The following is a 16,482-nucleotide window of genomic DNA, read 5'->3' as shown; positions in this document are numbered from 1 at the left end:
GGAGGCTCTTTAAAAAATGGAAAAAATAAAAATACCCACGGCAACGGCCAAACGGTTACCACTTTATTACCGTTATCTGATCATCTTGAATGAAGCGGGCAAAGAAAAAGTTTCTTCAACTGAATTATCAGAGGCAGTTCAGGTTGATAGTGCTTCGATTCGGCGCGACTTCTCATACTTTGGTGCTTTAGGCAAGCGTGGGTATGGTTATGATGTAAAGAGTTTGCTTTCCTTTTTTAAAAAGATTCTGAACCAGGATACTTTGACCAATGTGGCTCTGGTAGGTGTGGGCAACTTAGGTCATGCCCTGCTTAACTACAATTTTAAGCGTAGCAACAATATTCGCATTTCCTGTGCTTTTGATATAGATCCTAAAATTACGGGTAAAATTCTGAGCGGCGTTCCCGTTTATGAGATGAGCGAGCTCAAGACCCAGCTGAGTGACCAACAGATTTCAATTGCCATCCTCACCGTCCCGGCTGACACTGCCCAGAGCACTGCTGATGAAATGATTGAGTCTGGCATTAGGGGAATTATGAACTTCACGCCGATTAGACTTTCAGCGCCGACTGGCGTGCGGATTCAAAATGTTGACCTGGCCACCGAGCTCCAAACTCTGATCTACTTTCTTGACAGTGACAAAAGCAAATAGCAAGACCTTTTAAAAAACCGCCAATATTAAGAAAAAAGCAAATTAGCACTTTAACTAAAAAAGTGCTAATTTTTTCTTGCATTTTTAGCGCAAAGGGGTTATTATCTTAATTGTAAGTTAGCACTTGGCAAATATGAGTGCTAACAGTTGACAAAAAAATATTTCAATAATTAGGAGGGACAAACGTGTTACAACCAATAGGTGATCGCGTGATCGTTAAAGTTAAAGATGAAGAAGAAAAGACCGTAGGCGGAATCGTCCTTGCTTCTAATGCTAAACAAAAACCAACCGAGGGCGAAATTATCGCTGTTGGTGAAGGAACTTATGCTGAAAATGGCAACAAGATCCCAATGACTGTGAAGAAGGGTGACGTTGTTCTTTACGATAAGTACTCTGGCACTGACGTTAAGTATGATGGTGAGAAGTACTTAGTCCTTCATGAAAAAGACATTCTAGCAATCGTTAAGTAATTAGGGAGCAGATAAAATGGCAAAAGATATTAAATTTTCAGAGAAAGCAAGACGTTCTTTATTAAAGGGTGTTGATAAGTTAGCTGACACTGTTAAGGCCACAATTGGTCCTAAGGGCAGAAACGTTGTTTTGGAGCAATCTTACGGCAATCCAGACATCACTAACGATGGTGTGACTATTGCTAAGGCAATTGAACTTAAGGACCACTACGAGAACATGGGCGCCAAGTTGGTTGCCGAAGCTGCACAAAAGACCAATGATATTGCCGGTGACGGGACTACGACTGCAGTTGTATTAACCCAAGCAATTATCCGTGAAGGCATGAAGAATGTTACTGCCGGTGCCAACCCAGTGGGCGTTCGCCGCGGAATTGAGAAGGCCACTAAAGCCGTGACGGATGAATTGCACAAGATTAGCCACACGGTTTCATCCAAGGATCAAATTGCCCAAGTTGCTTCTGTTTCTTCAGCTTCCAAAGAAGTTGGCGACTTGATTGCTGACGCAATGGAGAAGGTGGGCAACGACGGTGTGATTACAATTGAAGATTCCCGTGGAATCGAAACTGAACTGTCTGTAGTTGAAGGGATGCAGTTTGATCGCGGTTACCTGTCACAATACATGGTAACTGACAACGACAAAATGGAAGCAGACTTGGATAATCCTTACGTTTTAATCACTGACAAGAAGATTTCCAACATTCAAGACATTTTGCCACTCTTGCAAGAAATTGTTCAACAAGGCAAGTCATTACTTATTATTGCTGACGATGTTTCGGGCGAAGCTCTGCCAACTCTGGTATTGAACAAGATCCGTGGAACCTTTAACGTTGTTGCTGTTAAGGCTCCAGGCTTTGGCGACCGGCGCAAGGAACAATTGCAAGATATTGCTGCTTTGACTGGTGGTACAGTTATTACGGAAGACTTAGGTCTTGAACTTAAGGACACCAAGATTGATCAATTAGGTCAAGCACGTCGTATCACCATTACCAAGGACTCCACAACTATTGTTGATGGTGCTGGTTCTGATGAAGCAATCAAAGATCGTGAAGATTCAATCAGAAAGCAGATTGAAGAAACCACTTCAGACTTTGACAAGAAGAAGCTGCAAGAACGCCTGGCCAAGTTAACTGGTGGCGTAGCAGTTATCCACGTTGGTGCCGCTACTGAAACTGAACTTAAGGAACGCCGTTACCGGATTGAAGACGCTTTGAATTCAACTCGGGCTGCCGTTGATGAAGGCTATGTTGCCGGTGGTGGTACTGCTTTGATCAATGTAATGGACGTTGTTAAGAACCTCAAAGGTGACAATAGCGATGAACAAACAGGTATCAACATTGTTCTCCATGCCTTGACTGCTCCAGTTCGCCAAATTGCTGAAAATGCTGGTGAAGATGGCTCAGTTATCTTGAACAAGCTGGAAGGCCAAGACAACGAAGTCGGCTACAACGCAGCTAACGGCAAGTGGGAGAACATGGTTAAGGCTGGTATTATCGACCCGACCAAGGTTACGCGGACTGCTTTGCAAAATGCTGCCTCAATTGCTGCCCTCTTGTTGACAACTGAAGCAGTTGTTGCTGAAATTCCTGAAGACAAGCCAGCTGCTGATCCAGCTGCGGGTGCAGGCGCTGGTGCTCCTGGCATGATGTAATTAAAAATCCCAATATTTAAAGGATCGCACACGTGCGGTCCTTTTTTGTTTTCCAGGTGCTTTAAACTGCATAGGAACAAGCTTGCTACCCTTGGTATAATTCCTATTTGCTTGTCATTGACTTGTTTTCATGGCAGTATATAAGCATGACTTTAGCAAAAACACATTATTGATACTGATATTGAAAGCGTATGAGCATGAAAATTTTAGTCACAGGCTTTGATCCCTTCGGAGAGGACAGGGTTAACCCAGCAATTGAGGCGGTTAAACGCCTGCCTAATGAAATTGCAGGTGCCCAAATTATTAAAAAGGAAATTCCAACGGTTTTTGGTGAATGTGCTCGTGTTGTGCACGGTGCAATTGTTCAAGCAAAGCCGGACTATGTCTTGAATATCGGTCAAGCTGGTGGCCGGTCTGCCATAACGCCAGAACTTGTGGCCATCAACCTTGATGATGGCCGAATTGCTGACAACCAGGGTCACCAACCAATAGGAACGCCAATCCAAAAGGATGGACAAAATGCCTACTTCAGTCAATTGCCAGTTAAAGCGATGGTCCAGGCGATTTGCCAGGTCGGTCTGCCAGCGACTCTTTCAACGACGGCTGGAACCTTTGTTTGTAACCATATCATGTACCAAGTCCAGTATATGATTGACAAGGAATTTCATCGTCTCAAGGCTGGCTTTCTCCATATCCCTTTTCTACCGGAACAAGTGGTCAACCACACTGGCATGCCTAGTCTTAGTCTGCTTGATGATGTCCGGGGAATCACGGCTGCAATTGAAGCAATTGTGTATTTGGATGGCCAAGAGGACAGCAAGATTGTTGAAGGCTATATCGCATAGCCATTGCGTATTTGGCTAAGATGACAAAGATTTCATCTAGACTACTAGTTCAATATGGAAAGAAGATCGTTTTAAACGCGGTCTTTTTTTCTTTTGAAGGGGTCTTTAGCGTATAATAATAACAAGTCAGAGAAGAAGAGGAATATATGGCAAATAATAATCTCACTCCAATGATGGAACAATACCATGAAATCAAAAAGCAATATCCTGATGCCTTCCTTTTTTACCGGGTAGGCGACTTTTATGAATTATTCGAAGAAGATGCAATCAAGGGTGCCCAAATTTTAGAATTGACCTTGACACACCGGTCTAATAAGTCTGAAAATCCGATTCCGATGGCAGGCGTGCCGCATTCTGCCGTTGACTCATACCTCAATACGCTAGTCGAAAAGGGCTACAAGGTTGCCCTGTGTGAACAGTTGGAAGATCCCAAGAAGGCTAACGGCATGGTTAAGCGCGGAATCATCCAGTTGGTAACGCCTGGAACGCTGATGCGAGATAAGCCCAGCGAGGCCAAAGAGTCGAACTATCTGACCTCGGTCGTTATGACCAAAAACTGCTTTGGCTTGGCTTACAGCGACCTGTCGACTGGTGAAATTTTTGCGACGCATTTGAAGACGTTTGCGGCTGTTTCAAATGAATTGCTGTCGCTTAGGACCAAGGAAGTAGTCTATAATGGCCACTTGAGCGATCAGGACAAAGAGTTTTTGCATAAGGCCAATATCACAGTATCTGCGCCGGCTGAACTAACGGGTAAACATGCCGAGGTTTCCTTTGCCCAGCAAAAGCTGACTAATAATGCGGAAAAAGAGGCAGTTAAGCAATTGGTAGGCTACTTGCTGCAAACGCAAAAGCGTAGCTTGGCCCATTTGCAAGTTGCCCGCAGCTATGAAGTTAGTCAGTTCTTACAAATGTCACATACAGTCCAGGATAACCTGGAACTAACTGCATCAGCTAAAACTGGTAAAAAGATGGGCTCCCTATTTTGGGTGCTTGACAAGACGCATACGGCAATGGGTGGACGCCTGCTTAAGCAGTGGTTGGCTCGGCCCCTCCTAGAAGTTGAAGAACTGACTGAGCGTCAAGAAATGGTCCAGGCCCTGCTTGATGGCTACTTTACGCGTGAGAACGTGATTGACGCGCTTAAAGGTGTTTATGACCTGGAACGCCTGACCGGACATATTGCTTTTGGCAATGTAAATGCACGGGAACTTTTGCAGTTAGCGCATTCACTGGGGGCTATTCCTAGCATTATTGCAGCGATGGAAAAATCCGGCAGCAAGGTCCTTGAAAGCTTTGCGCAAAAAGTCGACCCCTTGAAGGGCATAGCCCAATTGATCAGTTCAACGATTGTTGATCAACCCCCTGTGTCAACAACTGAAGGAGGCTTGATCCGTAGTGGGGTGGATGGTCAGTTGGACCGCTACCGCGATGCAATGAACAACGGCAAAAAGTGGCTAACTGAAATGGAAAAATCAGAGCGCCAAAAAACGGGCATTGAAACGCTCAAAGTGGGCTACAACAAGATTTTTGGTTACTATTTGCAGGTGACAAATTCCAACAAGAGTAAAGTCCCACTGGATCGCTACACGCGCAAGCAGACTCTGGCCAATGTAGAACGGTACATTACGCCGGAGTTGAAAGAGCATGAAAACTTGATCATGGAGGCCCAGACCAAGTCTACTGGCTTGGAGTATGACTTGTTTGTCAAACTGCGCGACGAAGTTAAAAAGTATATTCCGGCCTTGCAGGAACTGGCTGGCCAAGTTGCAGCACTTGATGTTTACTGTTCCTTTGCCCAGATTGCGGAAGAAAACAATTATTGCCGTCCTCATTTTCATACTGACAACCAGGATGTTAAAGTGACTTTGGGTCGCCATCCGGTAGTAGAACAAGTAATGAAGGCAGGTTCTTACATTCCTAACGACGTCAAGTTGGCCGAAGATACTGATATTTTCCTTATTACCGGTCCCAATATGTCAGGTAAAAGCACCTACATGCGGCAATTGGCTCTAATTGTGGTGATGGCCCAAGTTGGTTCTTTTGTTCCGGCTGAGCAGGCTAACTTGCCGATTTTTGACCAAATCTTCACCCGTATTGGAGCAGCAGATGACTTGATTTCTGGTCAAAGCACCTTCATGGTTGAAATGACTGAGGCTAATGATGCACTTTTGCATGCCACCAAGCGCAGCCTAGTCCTATTTGATGAAATTGGCCGCGGGACAGCCACTTATGACGGCATGGCACTAGCTGGTGCAATTGTTCAGTATTTGCATGATGAGGTGGGAGCCAAGGTTCTATTTGCGACGCACTTTCACGAGTTGACGGTGATGGAACAAACGTTCTCGCGCCTGAAAAACATCCACGTCGGTGCTACCGAGGAGAATGGCAAGCTGATTTTCCTGCATAAAATTTTACCAGGACCAGCAGACCAAAGCTACGGAATCCACGTAGCTCAACTTGCTGGGATGCCGCGCAAGGTATTGCGCCGGGCAACCAAGTTGCTAAAGCGTCTGGAAGCGCAAGGCAGCAGCATGACCCCGACTGCCGCCCAACTGGACTTGTTTAGCAGCGGTGATGTCAGTGAAGAAGCTGCACCTGCACCAGAACCTGCTGCTGACAACCTGACGGACAAGGAGCGGGATATTCTTGATGAAATTTCTAATCTTTACTTGGCCGACCAAACACCGCTGCAAGTGATGCAGCTGGTTGAAAACTGGCAGGAAGATTTAAAGGATGAACACTAATCATGGCACAAATTCATGAACTGTCAGTTAATTTAACCAATCAAATCGCAGCCGGTGAGGTGATTGAACGGCCAGCCAGTGTGGTCAAAGAACTAGTGGAAAATGCGCTTGATGCGGGCAGCAGCCGTGTCTATATCGACTTTGTAGATGCTGGTCTCAAGCAAATTGTGGTTCAAGATAATGGCCGCGGTATTGCCAGTGACCAGATTGACCTGGCATTTACGCGTCATGCAACCAGCAAGATTGCAACCGAACGTGACTTGTTCAACATTGCTACATTAGGCTTTCGCGGTGAGGCGCTAGCTTCAATTGCAGCTGTCAGCCATTGCGAGATTCTGACCAATTCAACGGGAACAATTGCTAGTCGAGCTGAATTTGATGCCGGTGTTAAAAAAGTTCAAGAAGATGCAGCAGCTCCCAAGGGTACACAGATTACAGTGCGCGACCTGTTCTACAACACCCCGGCGCGGCTTAAGTACCTACGCAGCCCCCGTACTGAAACGATGAAAATTGTTGATATTGTAAACCGAATAGCACTCGGTTATCCCCAAGTTGCATTTACACTGGTCAATGAGGGCCGGACGCTGCTCAAGACGGCTGGCAATGGCAGTTTGAGCCAGGCTGTTGCCAGTGTTTATGGCCGCAATATTGCAGAAAAGATGCTGCCTATTAAGGACAGCGACACGGACTTTGAGCTTTCCGGCATGGTTTCAAAACCAGAATTGACGCGCTCTACCCGCAATTATGTCTCCATTTTGCTCAATGGCCGCTACATTAAAAACTTTCACCTGGCTGCTGCAGTAATGGATGGATATGGGATGAACCTGGCCGCAAAACATTATCCTGTTGCCGTGATTAAGATTAAGACAGATCCCCTGCTAGTTGATGTCAATGTTCATCCCACCAAGCGGGAGGTACGGCTGTCTAAGGAAAGAGAACTTGGACGGCTGATTACAAGGGCAATTAGCAAGGTATTGTCTTCGCAGACTGTTCAAGGAGGGGCGCTGGACAACCTAAATGCGGCCAAAACTGAAACACTGGTCGACCAGCTGAAGTTCAACTTGAATAAAAATGTGGTTGAAACTACCCGCCAGAAATCTGATTATGATGAGGTGCATGAAGCCGAACCCGTTAAGCTTGAAGGGCAAAAGCAAACGCAGTACGTTGATTTGACGGTTCCGCGCGATGATGACCGCTACTTGCTAACTAAAACATGGCGTGAAAATGTTGCTAGACAAAAGCAACTCACTCCCTTTTCTCCCGTTCCCAAGGAGCAGGTGACTGTTTCAAGTGGGGATGAAGTTTTGGCCAGCAGCCTGCCAGAACTCAAGCTAGTGGGTCAAACCGATGCTTATATTATTGCAACAGCAGCTGGGGACTTATACCTGGTTGACCAAGTGGCAGCTCGCCGCTTGATTGCCTTTTACAAGATCAAAAAAGAACTAACCGCACAGAAAATTGCCCAGCAGGGTCTTCTTACACCACTGATTTTAGAATTTGGCAGTTTGGACTTTCTGCAAATTAAGGGTAAGCTTAAGGAAATTAACAAGATTGGTCTTTTTTTGGAAGACTTCGGGCAGGATACCTTTATCTTGCGGTCTTACCCCACTTGGCTGGATGGCGACGTGGAGAGCAATGTGCGGGCAATTTTGGATTCTTACTTGAATGTAGACCGCAATAATGCAGCCAGTCTAATCAAGCGCGTCGCAGCTGACCAGGCACAGCGGCAGGTTTCGGGTCGCAAAAAGCTCACTGCAGCTGAATGCGGGGAGCTTTTGACCAGTTTGCGCCAACTGGCTGATCCCTACCACGATGCCAAGGGCAATGTCGTACTTGTCCGTCTGCGCCAAGGCGAAGTGCGCAAAATGTTTAAAAAAGGATGAATAACTTATGTATGAATATTTAAGTGGGGTAATTACCGCAATCAAGCCCAACTACATCGTTGTTGACGTGGGCGGAGTAGGATATCAAGTTTATAGTCCCACGCCTTTTGCATACCAAGAAGGACAAAAGGCGCGCGTTTTTATTGAACAAGTGGTACGCGACACTGGTATTACACTCTACGGCTTTCAGTCTGCTGAGGATAAGGGCCTATTTTTAAAATTGCTTAGCGTCAGCGGCATTGGTCCCAAATCAGCCCTGGCAATTATGGCCGCAGAGGATAGCAATTCACTGGCAGCAGCAATTGAAGAAGGGGAAGTCAAGTACTTGACCCACTTTCCAGGCGTAGGCAAGAAGACAGCCTCGCAGATTGTGCTTGATCTAAAAGGCAAGCTGGGCGACTATGTCCAGCGGCTTGATCAGGTGAGCGACCAGGATGTCTCGCCGGAATTAAACGATGCACTACTGGCATTGCTTGCGCTGGGCTACACTAAAAAAGAGGTTGACCGGATCACGCCAAAATTGGCGGCAGAAGACGAGACCACAGCCGAACAATATATTAAAAAAGGCTTGGCCCTGCTCTTGAAGAAGTAATTCTTGTTATAATGGAAATAAACAAGCAAAAGGGAAGTGAAGTCAGTGGCAGATAAAGAAAAACCAGTCGTTTCCAGTGAAAGCCAAGGAACGCAAGAAGAGCAGGCAGAATTTTCACTGCGTCCACAGACCCTAAGTGAGTATCTGGGACAAGAACGAGTTAAAAAAGAACTGGCCGTCTATATTGCGGCTGCTAAGAAGCGCGACGAGGCCCTTGACCATGTCTTGTTATATGGACCACCAGGCCTTGGCAAGACTACGCTGGCCTTTGTGATTGCCAATGAACTAGGCGTCCATCTAAAGAGCACTAGCGGCCCAGCAATTGAGAAGGCCGGAGACCTAGTAGCCCTGCTGACCGACCTTAACCCTGGCGATATTTTGTTTATTGATGAAATTCACCGGCTGGCCAAGCCGATTGAAGAAGTACTCTACTCAGCAATGGAAGACTATTATGTTGATATTGTTATTGGCGAGGGTCAGACAACGCATGCGGTCCATGTGCCATTACCGCCATTCACTTTGGTTGGTGCTACAACCTTGGCTGGACAATTATCGGCCCCTTTGCGTGGGCGTTTTGGCATTGTTGAACACTTGCAATATTACAGCGTGGAAGAATTAGGCAAGATTATTGCACGTTCCAGCAATGTCTTTGATATTGAGATTGAACCCCAGGCCGCCCATGAATTAGCTCGCAGGTCACGTGGGACGCCCCGGGTAGCCAACCGCTTGCTCCGGCGCGTGCGTGACTTTGCCCAAGTCAAGGGTGAAAAAGTAATCTCCTTTGCAACTACGGCAAGTTCGCTTAAGCAGTTGCAGGTTGATGATGAAGGCTTAGACCAGACCGACCGCAAGATACTTGAAGTGATCATTAAGAATTATCGCGGAGGCCCCGTGGGCATTCGCACCCTTGCTGCCAACACGGGCGAAGATGTTGAGACCATCCAATCTCTTTATGAGCCCTACCTGCTTCAGCATGGTTTTCTTTTGATGACGCCCCGTGGTCGGATGGTGACTGAAAAGGCGTATCTGCAATTAGGGTTGCAGGTTCCACACAAATAGTGCAAAGGGATACGAATTTTTGTATAATTAAGTAATTGGTATTTTTTAAATGATGAGGTGTAAATGTGAATAATTTATTTTTAGCAGCTAATAATGGTATGGGCAATGTATGGACAATTGCTATTTTCATCGGCTTGATTGCCCTGATGTACTTTACAATGATTAAGCCGCAAAAGAAGCAGCAACAAAAGAAAATGGAAATGATGAATGAACTGAAGAAGGGTGACCACGTTGTCTTAATTGATGGCTTGCACGGCAAAATCGATTCTGTTAATACCCAGGACAAGACAGTGGTTGTTGATGCCGACGGGATCTACCTGACTTTCAGTCGCATGGCAGTGCAACAGATTCTTCCTGAAGCACCGGCTCTAACACAAACTCCTGCTGCAAGTAGTGACAGAAAAGCAGAACCTACGGCTCCTGAAGCAGGTAAAGCAGAAGCACCAGCAGACAAGCCTGAAGCAGATAAGCAAGATTCTAAAGCAGAGTCTGAGCAAAAATCAGAAAAAGAATAAGACTAATTTGATCAGGTCAAATTAAGCAATAAAAAGTGCCAATCGGCACTTTTTTCTTTGCCTCTTAGGGGCATTAGCCGTAAAATTAAGGATTCTTAATTATTGTTGGTCAATATCTGCAGTTTACAGGCAAAGTATTATAAAATAAGATTGACACAGAGTAGTTAGTGGAAAGGATCTCTTCATGAAAAATATTCCAGTCATTATGATTATCTTTGGCGGTAGTGGCGACTTAGCCCACCGCAAGCTTTATCCAGCCCTATTTAACCTGTATGAGCAGGGACTGATTCACGATAATTTCGCCGTCATTGGGACTGCCCGGCGTCCGTGGACACATGAATATTTACGTGAGCAGGTAGAAGAGGCTGTTCATGAAACCCACAGCGAAGTCAACGAGAATGACCTGGCCGCCTTTATTAGTCACTTTTACTACCAATCTCACGACGTGACGAATGTTGACCACTACGAGACGCTTAAGACCCTGGCTCAAGAGCTTGACGACTGGTACAGTGCACGCGGCAACCGGATTTTTTACATGGCGATGGCACCGCGCTTTTTTGGCACAATTGCAGAACACATCAATGACCAACACCTCACTAGCTCAGGTTTTAACCGGATTGTGGTGGAAAAGCCCTTTGGTCGGGATCTAGCTTCCGCTAAGGAATTGAACCAGCAGATTACTGCTTCCTTTGCTGAAGACGATATTTTTCGAATAGACCATTACTTGGGCAAGGAGATGGTCCAGAATATCTTGCCTTTGCGGCTGACCAACCCCTTGATTAAGAACGTTTGGAATAAGGACACAATTAAAAATATCCAAGTGACACTAGGTGAGCAATTAGGCGTTGAGGCTCGGGGCGGGTACTATGAAACATCGGGGGCTTTACGCGATATGGTTCAAAACCATATTTTTCAAATTATTACCTTACTGGCAATGCCGGAGCCTGCCGACCTAACTGCCAAGAGCATTCATGCGGCTAAGCAAGAACTCTTGGACAGCTTGATTATTCCTAGCCAAGCTGAAATTACCCGTCACTTTGTCCGGGGGCAGTACCTGGGCAGTGATTCAACCTTTGCCTACCGGCAGGAGCCGAATGTTAGCCCTGATTCTAATACGGAGACTTATGTGGCCGGTGAAGTTAAGTTTGGCCAGGGTCCTGTGGCTGGAATGCCTATTTACTTTAGGACGGGCAAGGAAATGCGGGAGAAGAAGAGCCGAATTGATATTGTCTTGAAGCACATGTCCAATCTTTATGGTCAAGCCCACTCCAACAACATCACCATTGTCATTGACCCTGACATGCAGATCTACATCACCATTAATGGCAAGAAGATCACGGCTCCTGGCATTCGACGTGAAAACCTGAACTACACTTTCACTGAGAAAGAAGTCAACCAGGTGCCCGATGGCTATGAGAGCTTATTGCATGATGTCTTTGTCAATGATTCAACCAACTTTACGCACTGGAGCGAACTGAAAAACTATTGGAAATTCATTGATGCGGTTGAAGCAGCCTGGGATCAGGATAACCAAAATGGTCAGGGTCCTGTCCAGTATGCGCCTTACCGGATGGGCCCGAAAGCTGCCAACAATATTTTTGAAACGCCAACTGAGCGCTGGATTTATGAGTAATGAAAGCGAGCTGCTATTGCCCCAAAATGATACGCACCGGCGAATCATTCATATTGACATGGATGCCTTTTATGCTGCAGTTGAAACCCGGGACCACCCTGAGCTCAAGGATAAGGCACTGGTAATTGGCCAGGATCCGCGCGAAAATAATGGTCACGGGGTAGTTGCCACTGCCAATTATGCTGCCCGCAAGTTTGGCATCCATTCGGCCATGCCTGCAATCAAGGCCTTGCGACTGGTTCCTCAAGGCAAGCTGGTCTTTTTGCCACCGGATTTCGCCAAGTATCGGCAGGTTTCTGCAGAAATCCATGAAATGATGCATGAAATTACGGATACAGTCCAGTCCATTGCTCTAGATGAAGCATACTTGGATGTGACCACTAACAAGCTGGGCGCAACTTCAGCCGTGCAGCTGGCTATTGACTTGCAGATGCAGATTAGAAAAGAAGTTGGACTCAACTGTTCTTTTGGGGTCACCTACAACAAATTTTTAGCCAAAATGGGTTCAGAATATTCCAAGCCTTTTGGGCGGACAGTTATTTTGCCTAATGAGGCTCAAACTTTTCTAGCCGAGCAGAAGATCGCCAAGTTTCATGGTATTGGTCCCAAGACCCAGGAAAAGCTGGCTGATATGGGCATCTATACGGGTGCTGGTTTGCAAAAGATGCCTGTGCGCGACTTGATCAAGCACTTCAACCGGATGGGATACTTAATGGCTGCACATGCGCATGGCATCGACTTGTCGCAAGTGGTTCCAGACGATGAGCGCAACCTCAAGTCAATTAGCCTTGAGCGGACTTATGAACCTTGCGTGTATGAAGAGCAGGCCGCTTTAACCAAGATTAGAACCTATGTGGGCGAATTGGTGCAGAAGCTGCAGGAGCACGATTTTTATGCCCATACGATTGTGCTGAAAATACGCAACAATCATTTTGAAACAGTTACCAAAAGACGGAAATTAGACCATGCAACCAACCAGCAAGGGGAAATTTATGAGGCGGCCCGTGAGTTGTTTGAACCGATTTCGTCTCCTTTTCTGCGGGATGGGATCAGACTGCTCGGAGTGACAGCTACTGATTTTACTGAAGCGGAATTTGAAAATGTTGATTTGGACTTGTTTTCTGAATAAGTCACTTTTCTGTTAAACTAGTAAAGTATAAAAAATATCTGAAGGAGAAATAAATGAATACATTTGCGCAAATATACCAAAAAATTGAACAATACCCCACCATTATCTTGCACCGGCACACGAGTCCTGATCCTGATGCACTAGGTTCTCAAGCCGGACTTGCCCGCTCTTTGCGGCTCAAGTTCCCAGACAAGCGGATCCTGTGTGCTGGCGAAAACGACGAAGGCGACCTGGCCTGGATCAACCAGATGGACCAAGTGACTGCCAAAGATTACCAGGGTGCCCTGGTAATTACAACTGATACTGGCAATGCTGCCCGTATTTCTAACAAAATGTACGACCAAGGTGCGTTCTTGATTAAGATTGACCACCACCCCGACGTTGAACCATATGCAGACATGAGCTTTGTCGATGATGAGGCTCCAGCTGCTTCGCAGATTGTTGCCGACTTTTTACTGGAAGAACACCTGCCAATTACAGCAGAAGTTGCCTACCCGCTTTATGCCGGCATTGTTGGTGACACAGGCCGATTTATGTACCCTGAAACCACTGAGCATACCTTTATGGTAGCAGCTAAGTTGGCTGCTACCGGCATCGACATTAATGAAATTGCCCTTAATATTAGTGATGTGACCTTTGAGCAGGCTAAGCTGCAGGCCGAAGTTTTGGAATACATGAAAGTTGACCCGAGCGGTGCTGCTTATGCGGTCTTAACCCAGGACACATTGACTAAGCTTGGTGTGAACTCTGACCAGGCATCGTGCACAGTTTCGACTCCCGGTCGAATTAAAACCATCATTGCGTGGAACGTTTTTGTGGAAAAGCCTGACGGTACATTTCGCGTACACTACCGGTCTAAGGGTCCAATTATCAATGAGTTGGCTGCCCAGCATGATGGCGGTGGTCATGCTCTGGCCAGTGGAGCCAATGCCAAGGATATGAACGAGGTCAAGCAGATTTTTGCAGAACTAGTCCAAGCAACAAAGGAATATCAAGAACAACATGAATAATATTTTTAGCGATGAACGCATAAGAGCCGAGATCCGGGCAGGTCTAGCAAAGATCAACTTCCGCATGCCGACTAAGGTGCAAGAAGAGGTCATTCCAGTCTTGTTGGCACACAAAAATGCAGTGGTGCAGGCTGTTACTGGCTCCGGTAAGACACATGCCTTTTTGATTCCGGTATTAAATGATGTCGACGAAAGTTTGGCTTATCCGCAGGTCATCTTGACAGCGCCAAGTCGAGAATTGGCCGACCAGTTGTACCAGGTGGCTCGACAACTGCGGGATGCGGCTGGATTGGAAATTGTAATTGCTTACCTCGCTGGTGGCAGTGATCGTGAGCGGCAGTTAAAGAAGATTGCCAGCCATCGACCACAAGTGGTTATTGCCGCACCTGGTCGTTTGCAGGACTTTGTCGAAAAGAAGCTTCTGCCTTTAGACTATGTTAAAGACTTTATCATTGATGAAGCTGATATGACGTTAGATATGGGCTTTTTGGCTGACATTGACTTTATTGCTCAGCGCCTGCCTAAGGCGACAATGCAAGCTGCTTTTTCAGCCACTATTCCGGTTAAATTGACGACTTTTTTGCGCAAGTACATGTCTAAGCCTGAGCAAATTGTTATTGATAATCCCGCGGTAATTTCGCCTACAATTAAGAATGATCTAATTGATGTTGGTTCAAAGAACCGCAAACGGATTTTGTACCAATTATTGACAATGGGACAGCCATATTTGGCCCTGGTTTTTGCAAATACCAAGCAGACAGTGGATGAATTAACATCTTTCCTGCAGGATCAGGGCTTGCGCGTTGCCAAGATTCACGGCGGCATCACTGAGCGCGAGCGCAAACGTACTTTGCGTGAGGTAAAGGCTGACCAATACCAGTATGTAGTGGCTACGGACCTGGCTGCACGCGGCTTAGACATTGATGGCGTAAGCCTTGTGGTCAATTACGAAATTCCACGTGAACTGGAATTTGTGGTTCACCGTATTGGTCGCACAGGCCGCAACGGCTTGTCAGGCCATGCCGTAACTTTGATCCGCGAAGAAGAAATGAACCGCATTGCTGGTCTGGAAAAGATGGGAATCCACTTTGATTTTGTTGAAATCAAAAATAAGGAGTTAGTGCCCCGCAAACATTATCACAGTCGTAATAACCGCAATCTCAAGACTCATGAAGTTGATACCAAGATTAAAGGCTACGTTAAAAAGGTCAAGAACAAGCGCAAGCCGGGTTATAAGAAGAAGATCAAGCAGGTAATTCAAAAAGACAAGGCTCAAAAACGTAAGCTTGAGCAGCGCCATCAGATCAGAAAGGCCAAGCGGCAACGCAAAGCCCGCCGCGCTGAAAAAGAGTAAAATAGTCATCGCTATTCAATCAATAACGTCTACTGCAGGTTTAAAGCCCAGTAGACGTTTTTTGTACGGTTTTTATTACACAAATATTCTTAAGCACCGCACCGTCTACGTCTTGCAGCGCCAGCAAAATCGAATTGACATCTTTTGTTTTATAAAAAATCCAAGTTGCACTTGTCAGCTAATATAATCCTTGATAAATTAATAGTAAAATCGTTTACATAACAAAAGATGTCTAGAGAGGAGGAAGTAAGAGATGGCACAGACCACTTCAGAGCGGATTTTGCGACGTAGGCTCTCCAAGTATACTAAAACTAGATATACTGTGGTTGATTATTGTCGGGAGGCTAAGTTGCAACGGGGCGTTTTCTACCAGCACTATCATGACATGGGCGACATGTTTTTATCTGTTTTAAAGTTGCAGTTGAGAAGAAATTTGCGCGCTGCAGATGGAGAAAAAATAGGGCAAATGTTTTACCGTACGCTCATAAAAATCCGGGAAAACAAAATCTTTTTCATGAATATTATTTTGCTTTCAAAAGATCCGCGCCAGTTTTATAATGGGCTCAGAAAAGAATTAGCCCAATCAATTGAAAATTATATTAGGCCGCGTGGAGCTTTTTCAGTTAGACAAGTTGAGCTGGTGGCAAATGGGATATATGCTGTGGTATACAACTGGGTACTCCATGAGTGCAAACAAGACGTTAGGGATGTATACCAGTGCATCAACTTGCTACTAACACATATTGAAAACACTAGTAAGAAGGGCATCTACTAAAGGCTTTTTCAAGGATGTAAAAAATAACATCCTTTTTTATATAAAAAAGACTTGCAAAAGGGCTAGATTCTTGCTAGTATTAATAACTGTCGTCAGGCACAGAGCAGTAAGAATTCAAGGGCCTGGCAGCAAAAATCTTAAGCAAAAGCGCTTGACAAAGAAGAGCAGCT

The 16,482-nt window shown here is 45.7% G+C and carries 14 protein-coding genes; all 14 read left to right on the top strand.

The features are described 5' to 3' along the window. The first annotated feature begins 16 nt into the window (after nucleotides 1-16). The 14 genes from AC2JF7_RS06865 (at nucleotide 17) to AC2JF7_RS06800 (ending at nucleotide 16,312) form a co-directional block, all read left to right on the top strand. Nucleotides 17-652: a redox-sensing transcriptional repressor Rex gene (locus AC2JF7_RS06865; RefSeq protein ID WP_500727951.1), complete on the top strand. Its 636-nt coding sequence runs from the start codon at nucleotides 17-19 to the stop codon at nucleotides 650-652. A 185-nt stretch (nucleotides 653-837) separates the two neighbouring features. After that, a complete protein-coding gene (gene groES, locus AC2JF7_RS06860; protein ID WP_500727950.1) occupies nucleotides 838-1,122 on the top strand; it encodes a co-chaperone GroES in 285 nt (94 codons plus the stop codon). 16 nt (nucleotides 1,123-1,138) lie between these two features. After that, nucleotides 1,139-2,770, top strand: coding sequence for a chaperonin GroEL (gene groL / locus AC2JF7_RS06855; protein WP_500727949.1), 1,632 nt, complete (start codon nucleotides 1,139-1,141; stop codon nucleotides 2,768-2,770). 197 nt (nucleotides 2,771-2,967) lie between these two features. Next, on the top strand, nucleotides 2,968-3,615 hold the full coding sequence (gene pcp / locus AC2JF7_RS06850; protein ID WP_500727948.1) for a pyroglutamyl-peptidase I: 648 nt from the start codon (nucleotides 2,968-2,970) through the stop codon (nucleotides 3,613-3,615). Nucleotides 3,616-3,761: 146 nt separating this feature from the next. Beyond that, nucleotides 3,762-6,362: a DNA mismatch repair protein MutS gene (mutS, locus tag AC2JF7_RS06845; protein ID WP_500727947.1), complete on the top strand. Its 2,601-nt coding sequence runs from the start codon at nucleotides 3,762-3,764 to the stop codon at nucleotides 6,360-6,362. 2 nt (nucleotides 6,363-6,364) lie between these two features. Beyond that, the gene (gene mutL, locus AC2JF7_RS06840; RefSeq protein ID WP_500727946.1) at nucleotides 6,365-8,245 is read left to right on the top strand and encodes a DNA mismatch repair endonuclease MutL; all 1,881 of its coding nucleotides are present in this window, start codon (nucleotides 6,365-6,367) and stop codon (nucleotides 8,243-8,245) included. A 7-nt stretch (nucleotides 8,246-8,252) separates the two neighbouring features. Continuing rightward, the gene (ruvA, locus tag AC2JF7_RS06835) at nucleotides 8,253-8,837 is read left to right on the top strand and encodes a Holliday junction branch migration protein RuvA (RefSeq protein ID WP_500727945.1); all 585 of its coding nucleotides are present in this window, start codon (nucleotides 8,253-8,255) and stop codon (nucleotides 8,835-8,837) included. 36 nt (nucleotides 8,838-8,873) lie between these two features. After that, the gene (gene ruvB, locus AC2JF7_RS06830; protein ID WP_500727944.1) at nucleotides 8,874-9,896 is read left to right on the top strand and encodes a Holliday junction branch migration DNA helicase RuvB; all 1,023 of its coding nucleotides are present in this window, start codon (nucleotides 8,874-8,876) and stop codon (nucleotides 9,894-9,896) included. A 65-nt stretch (nucleotides 9,897-9,961) separates the two neighbouring features. After that, complete coding sequence (gene yajC, locus AC2JF7_RS06825) at nucleotides 9,962-10,411, top strand: preprotein translocase subunit YajC (RefSeq protein WP_500727943.1); 450 nt, start codon at nucleotides 9,962-9,964, stop codon at nucleotides 10,409-10,411. Between the two features lie 184 nt (nucleotides 10,412-10,595). Further along, nucleotides 10,596-12,044, top strand: coding sequence for a glucose-6-phosphate dehydrogenase (gene zwf / locus AC2JF7_RS06820; RefSeq protein WP_500727942.1), 1,449 nt, complete (start codon nucleotides 10,596-10,598; stop codon nucleotides 12,042-12,044). Then, complete coding sequence (dinB, locus tag AC2JF7_RS06815; RefSeq protein WP_500727941.1) at nucleotides 12,037-13,173, top strand: DNA polymerase IV; 1,137 nt, start codon at nucleotides 12,037-12,039, stop codon at nucleotides 13,171-13,173. Before zwf ends, dinB begins: the two co-directional genes overlap by 8 nt. A gap of 53 nt (nucleotides 13,174-13,226) precedes the next feature. Continuing rightward, nucleotides 13,227-14,183: a DHH family phosphoesterase gene (locus tag AC2JF7_RS06810; protein ID WP_500727940.1), complete on the top strand. Its 957-nt coding sequence runs from the start codon at nucleotides 13,227-13,229 to the stop codon at nucleotides 14,181-14,183. Beyond that, the gene (locus AC2JF7_RS06805) at nucleotides 14,176-15,537 is read left to right on the top strand and encodes a DEAD/DEAH box helicase (protein WP_500727939.1); all 1,362 of its coding nucleotides are present in this window, start codon (nucleotides 14,176-14,178) and stop codon (nucleotides 15,535-15,537) included. Before AC2JF7_RS06810 ends, AC2JF7_RS06805 begins: the two co-directional genes overlap by 8 nt. Before the next feature lie 253 nt (nucleotides 15,538-15,790). Next, complete coding sequence (locus tag AC2JF7_RS06800; protein ID WP_500727938.1) at nucleotides 15,791-16,312, top strand: TetR/AcrR family transcriptional regulator; 522 nt, start codon at nucleotides 15,791-15,793, stop codon at nucleotides 16,310-16,312. The last annotated feature ends 170 nt before the right edge of the window (nucleotides 16,313-16,482 follow it).

This window comes from Lactobacillus sp. XV31L (genome assembly GCF_059900865.1).
This window is presented reverse-complemented; position numbering and strand designations above follow the sequence as displayed.

Bases quoted from the DNA above. Each gene is read 5' to 3' on its own strand.
- AC2JF7_RS06865 (WP_500727951.1), top strand. From the start codon at position 17: ATGGAAAAAATAAAAATACCCACGGCAACGGCCAAACGGTTACCACTT.
- groL (WP_500727949.1), top strand. From the start codon at position 1,139: ATGGCAAAAGATATTAAATTTTCAGAGAAAGCAAGACGTTCTTTATTA.
- pcp (WP_500727948.1), top strand. From the start codon at position 2,968: ATGAAAATTTTAGTCACAGGCTTTGATCCCTTCGGAGAGGACAGGGTT.
- mutS (WP_500727947.1), top strand. From the start codon at position 3,762: ATGGCAAATAATAATCTCACTCCAATGATGGAACAATACCATGAAATC.
- mutL (WP_500727946.1), top strand. From the start codon at position 6,365: ATGGCACAAATTCATGAACTGTCAGTTAATTTAACCAATCAAATCGCA.
- ruvA (WP_500727945.1), top strand. From the start codon at position 8,253: ATGTATGAATATTTAAGTGGGGTAATTACCGCAATCAAGCCCAACTAC.
- zwf (WP_500727942.1), top strand. From the start codon at position 10,596: ATGAAAAATATTCCAGTCATTATGATTATCTTTGGCGGTAGTGGCGAC.
- dinB (WP_500727941.1), top strand. From the start codon at position 12,037: ATGAGTAATGAAAGCGAGCTGCTATTGCCCCAAAATGATACGCACCGG.
- AC2JF7_RS06810 (WP_500727940.1), top strand. From the start codon at position 13,227: ATGAATACATTTGCGCAAATATACCAAAAAATTGAACAATACCCCACC.
- AC2JF7_RS06805 (WP_500727939.1), top strand. From the start codon at position 14,176: ATGAATAATATTTTTAGCGATGAACGCATAAGAGCCGAGATCCGGGCA.
- AC2JF7_RS06800 (WP_500727938.1), top strand. From the start codon at position 15,791: ATGGCACAGACCACTTCAGAGCGGATTTTGCGACGTAGGCTCTCCAAG.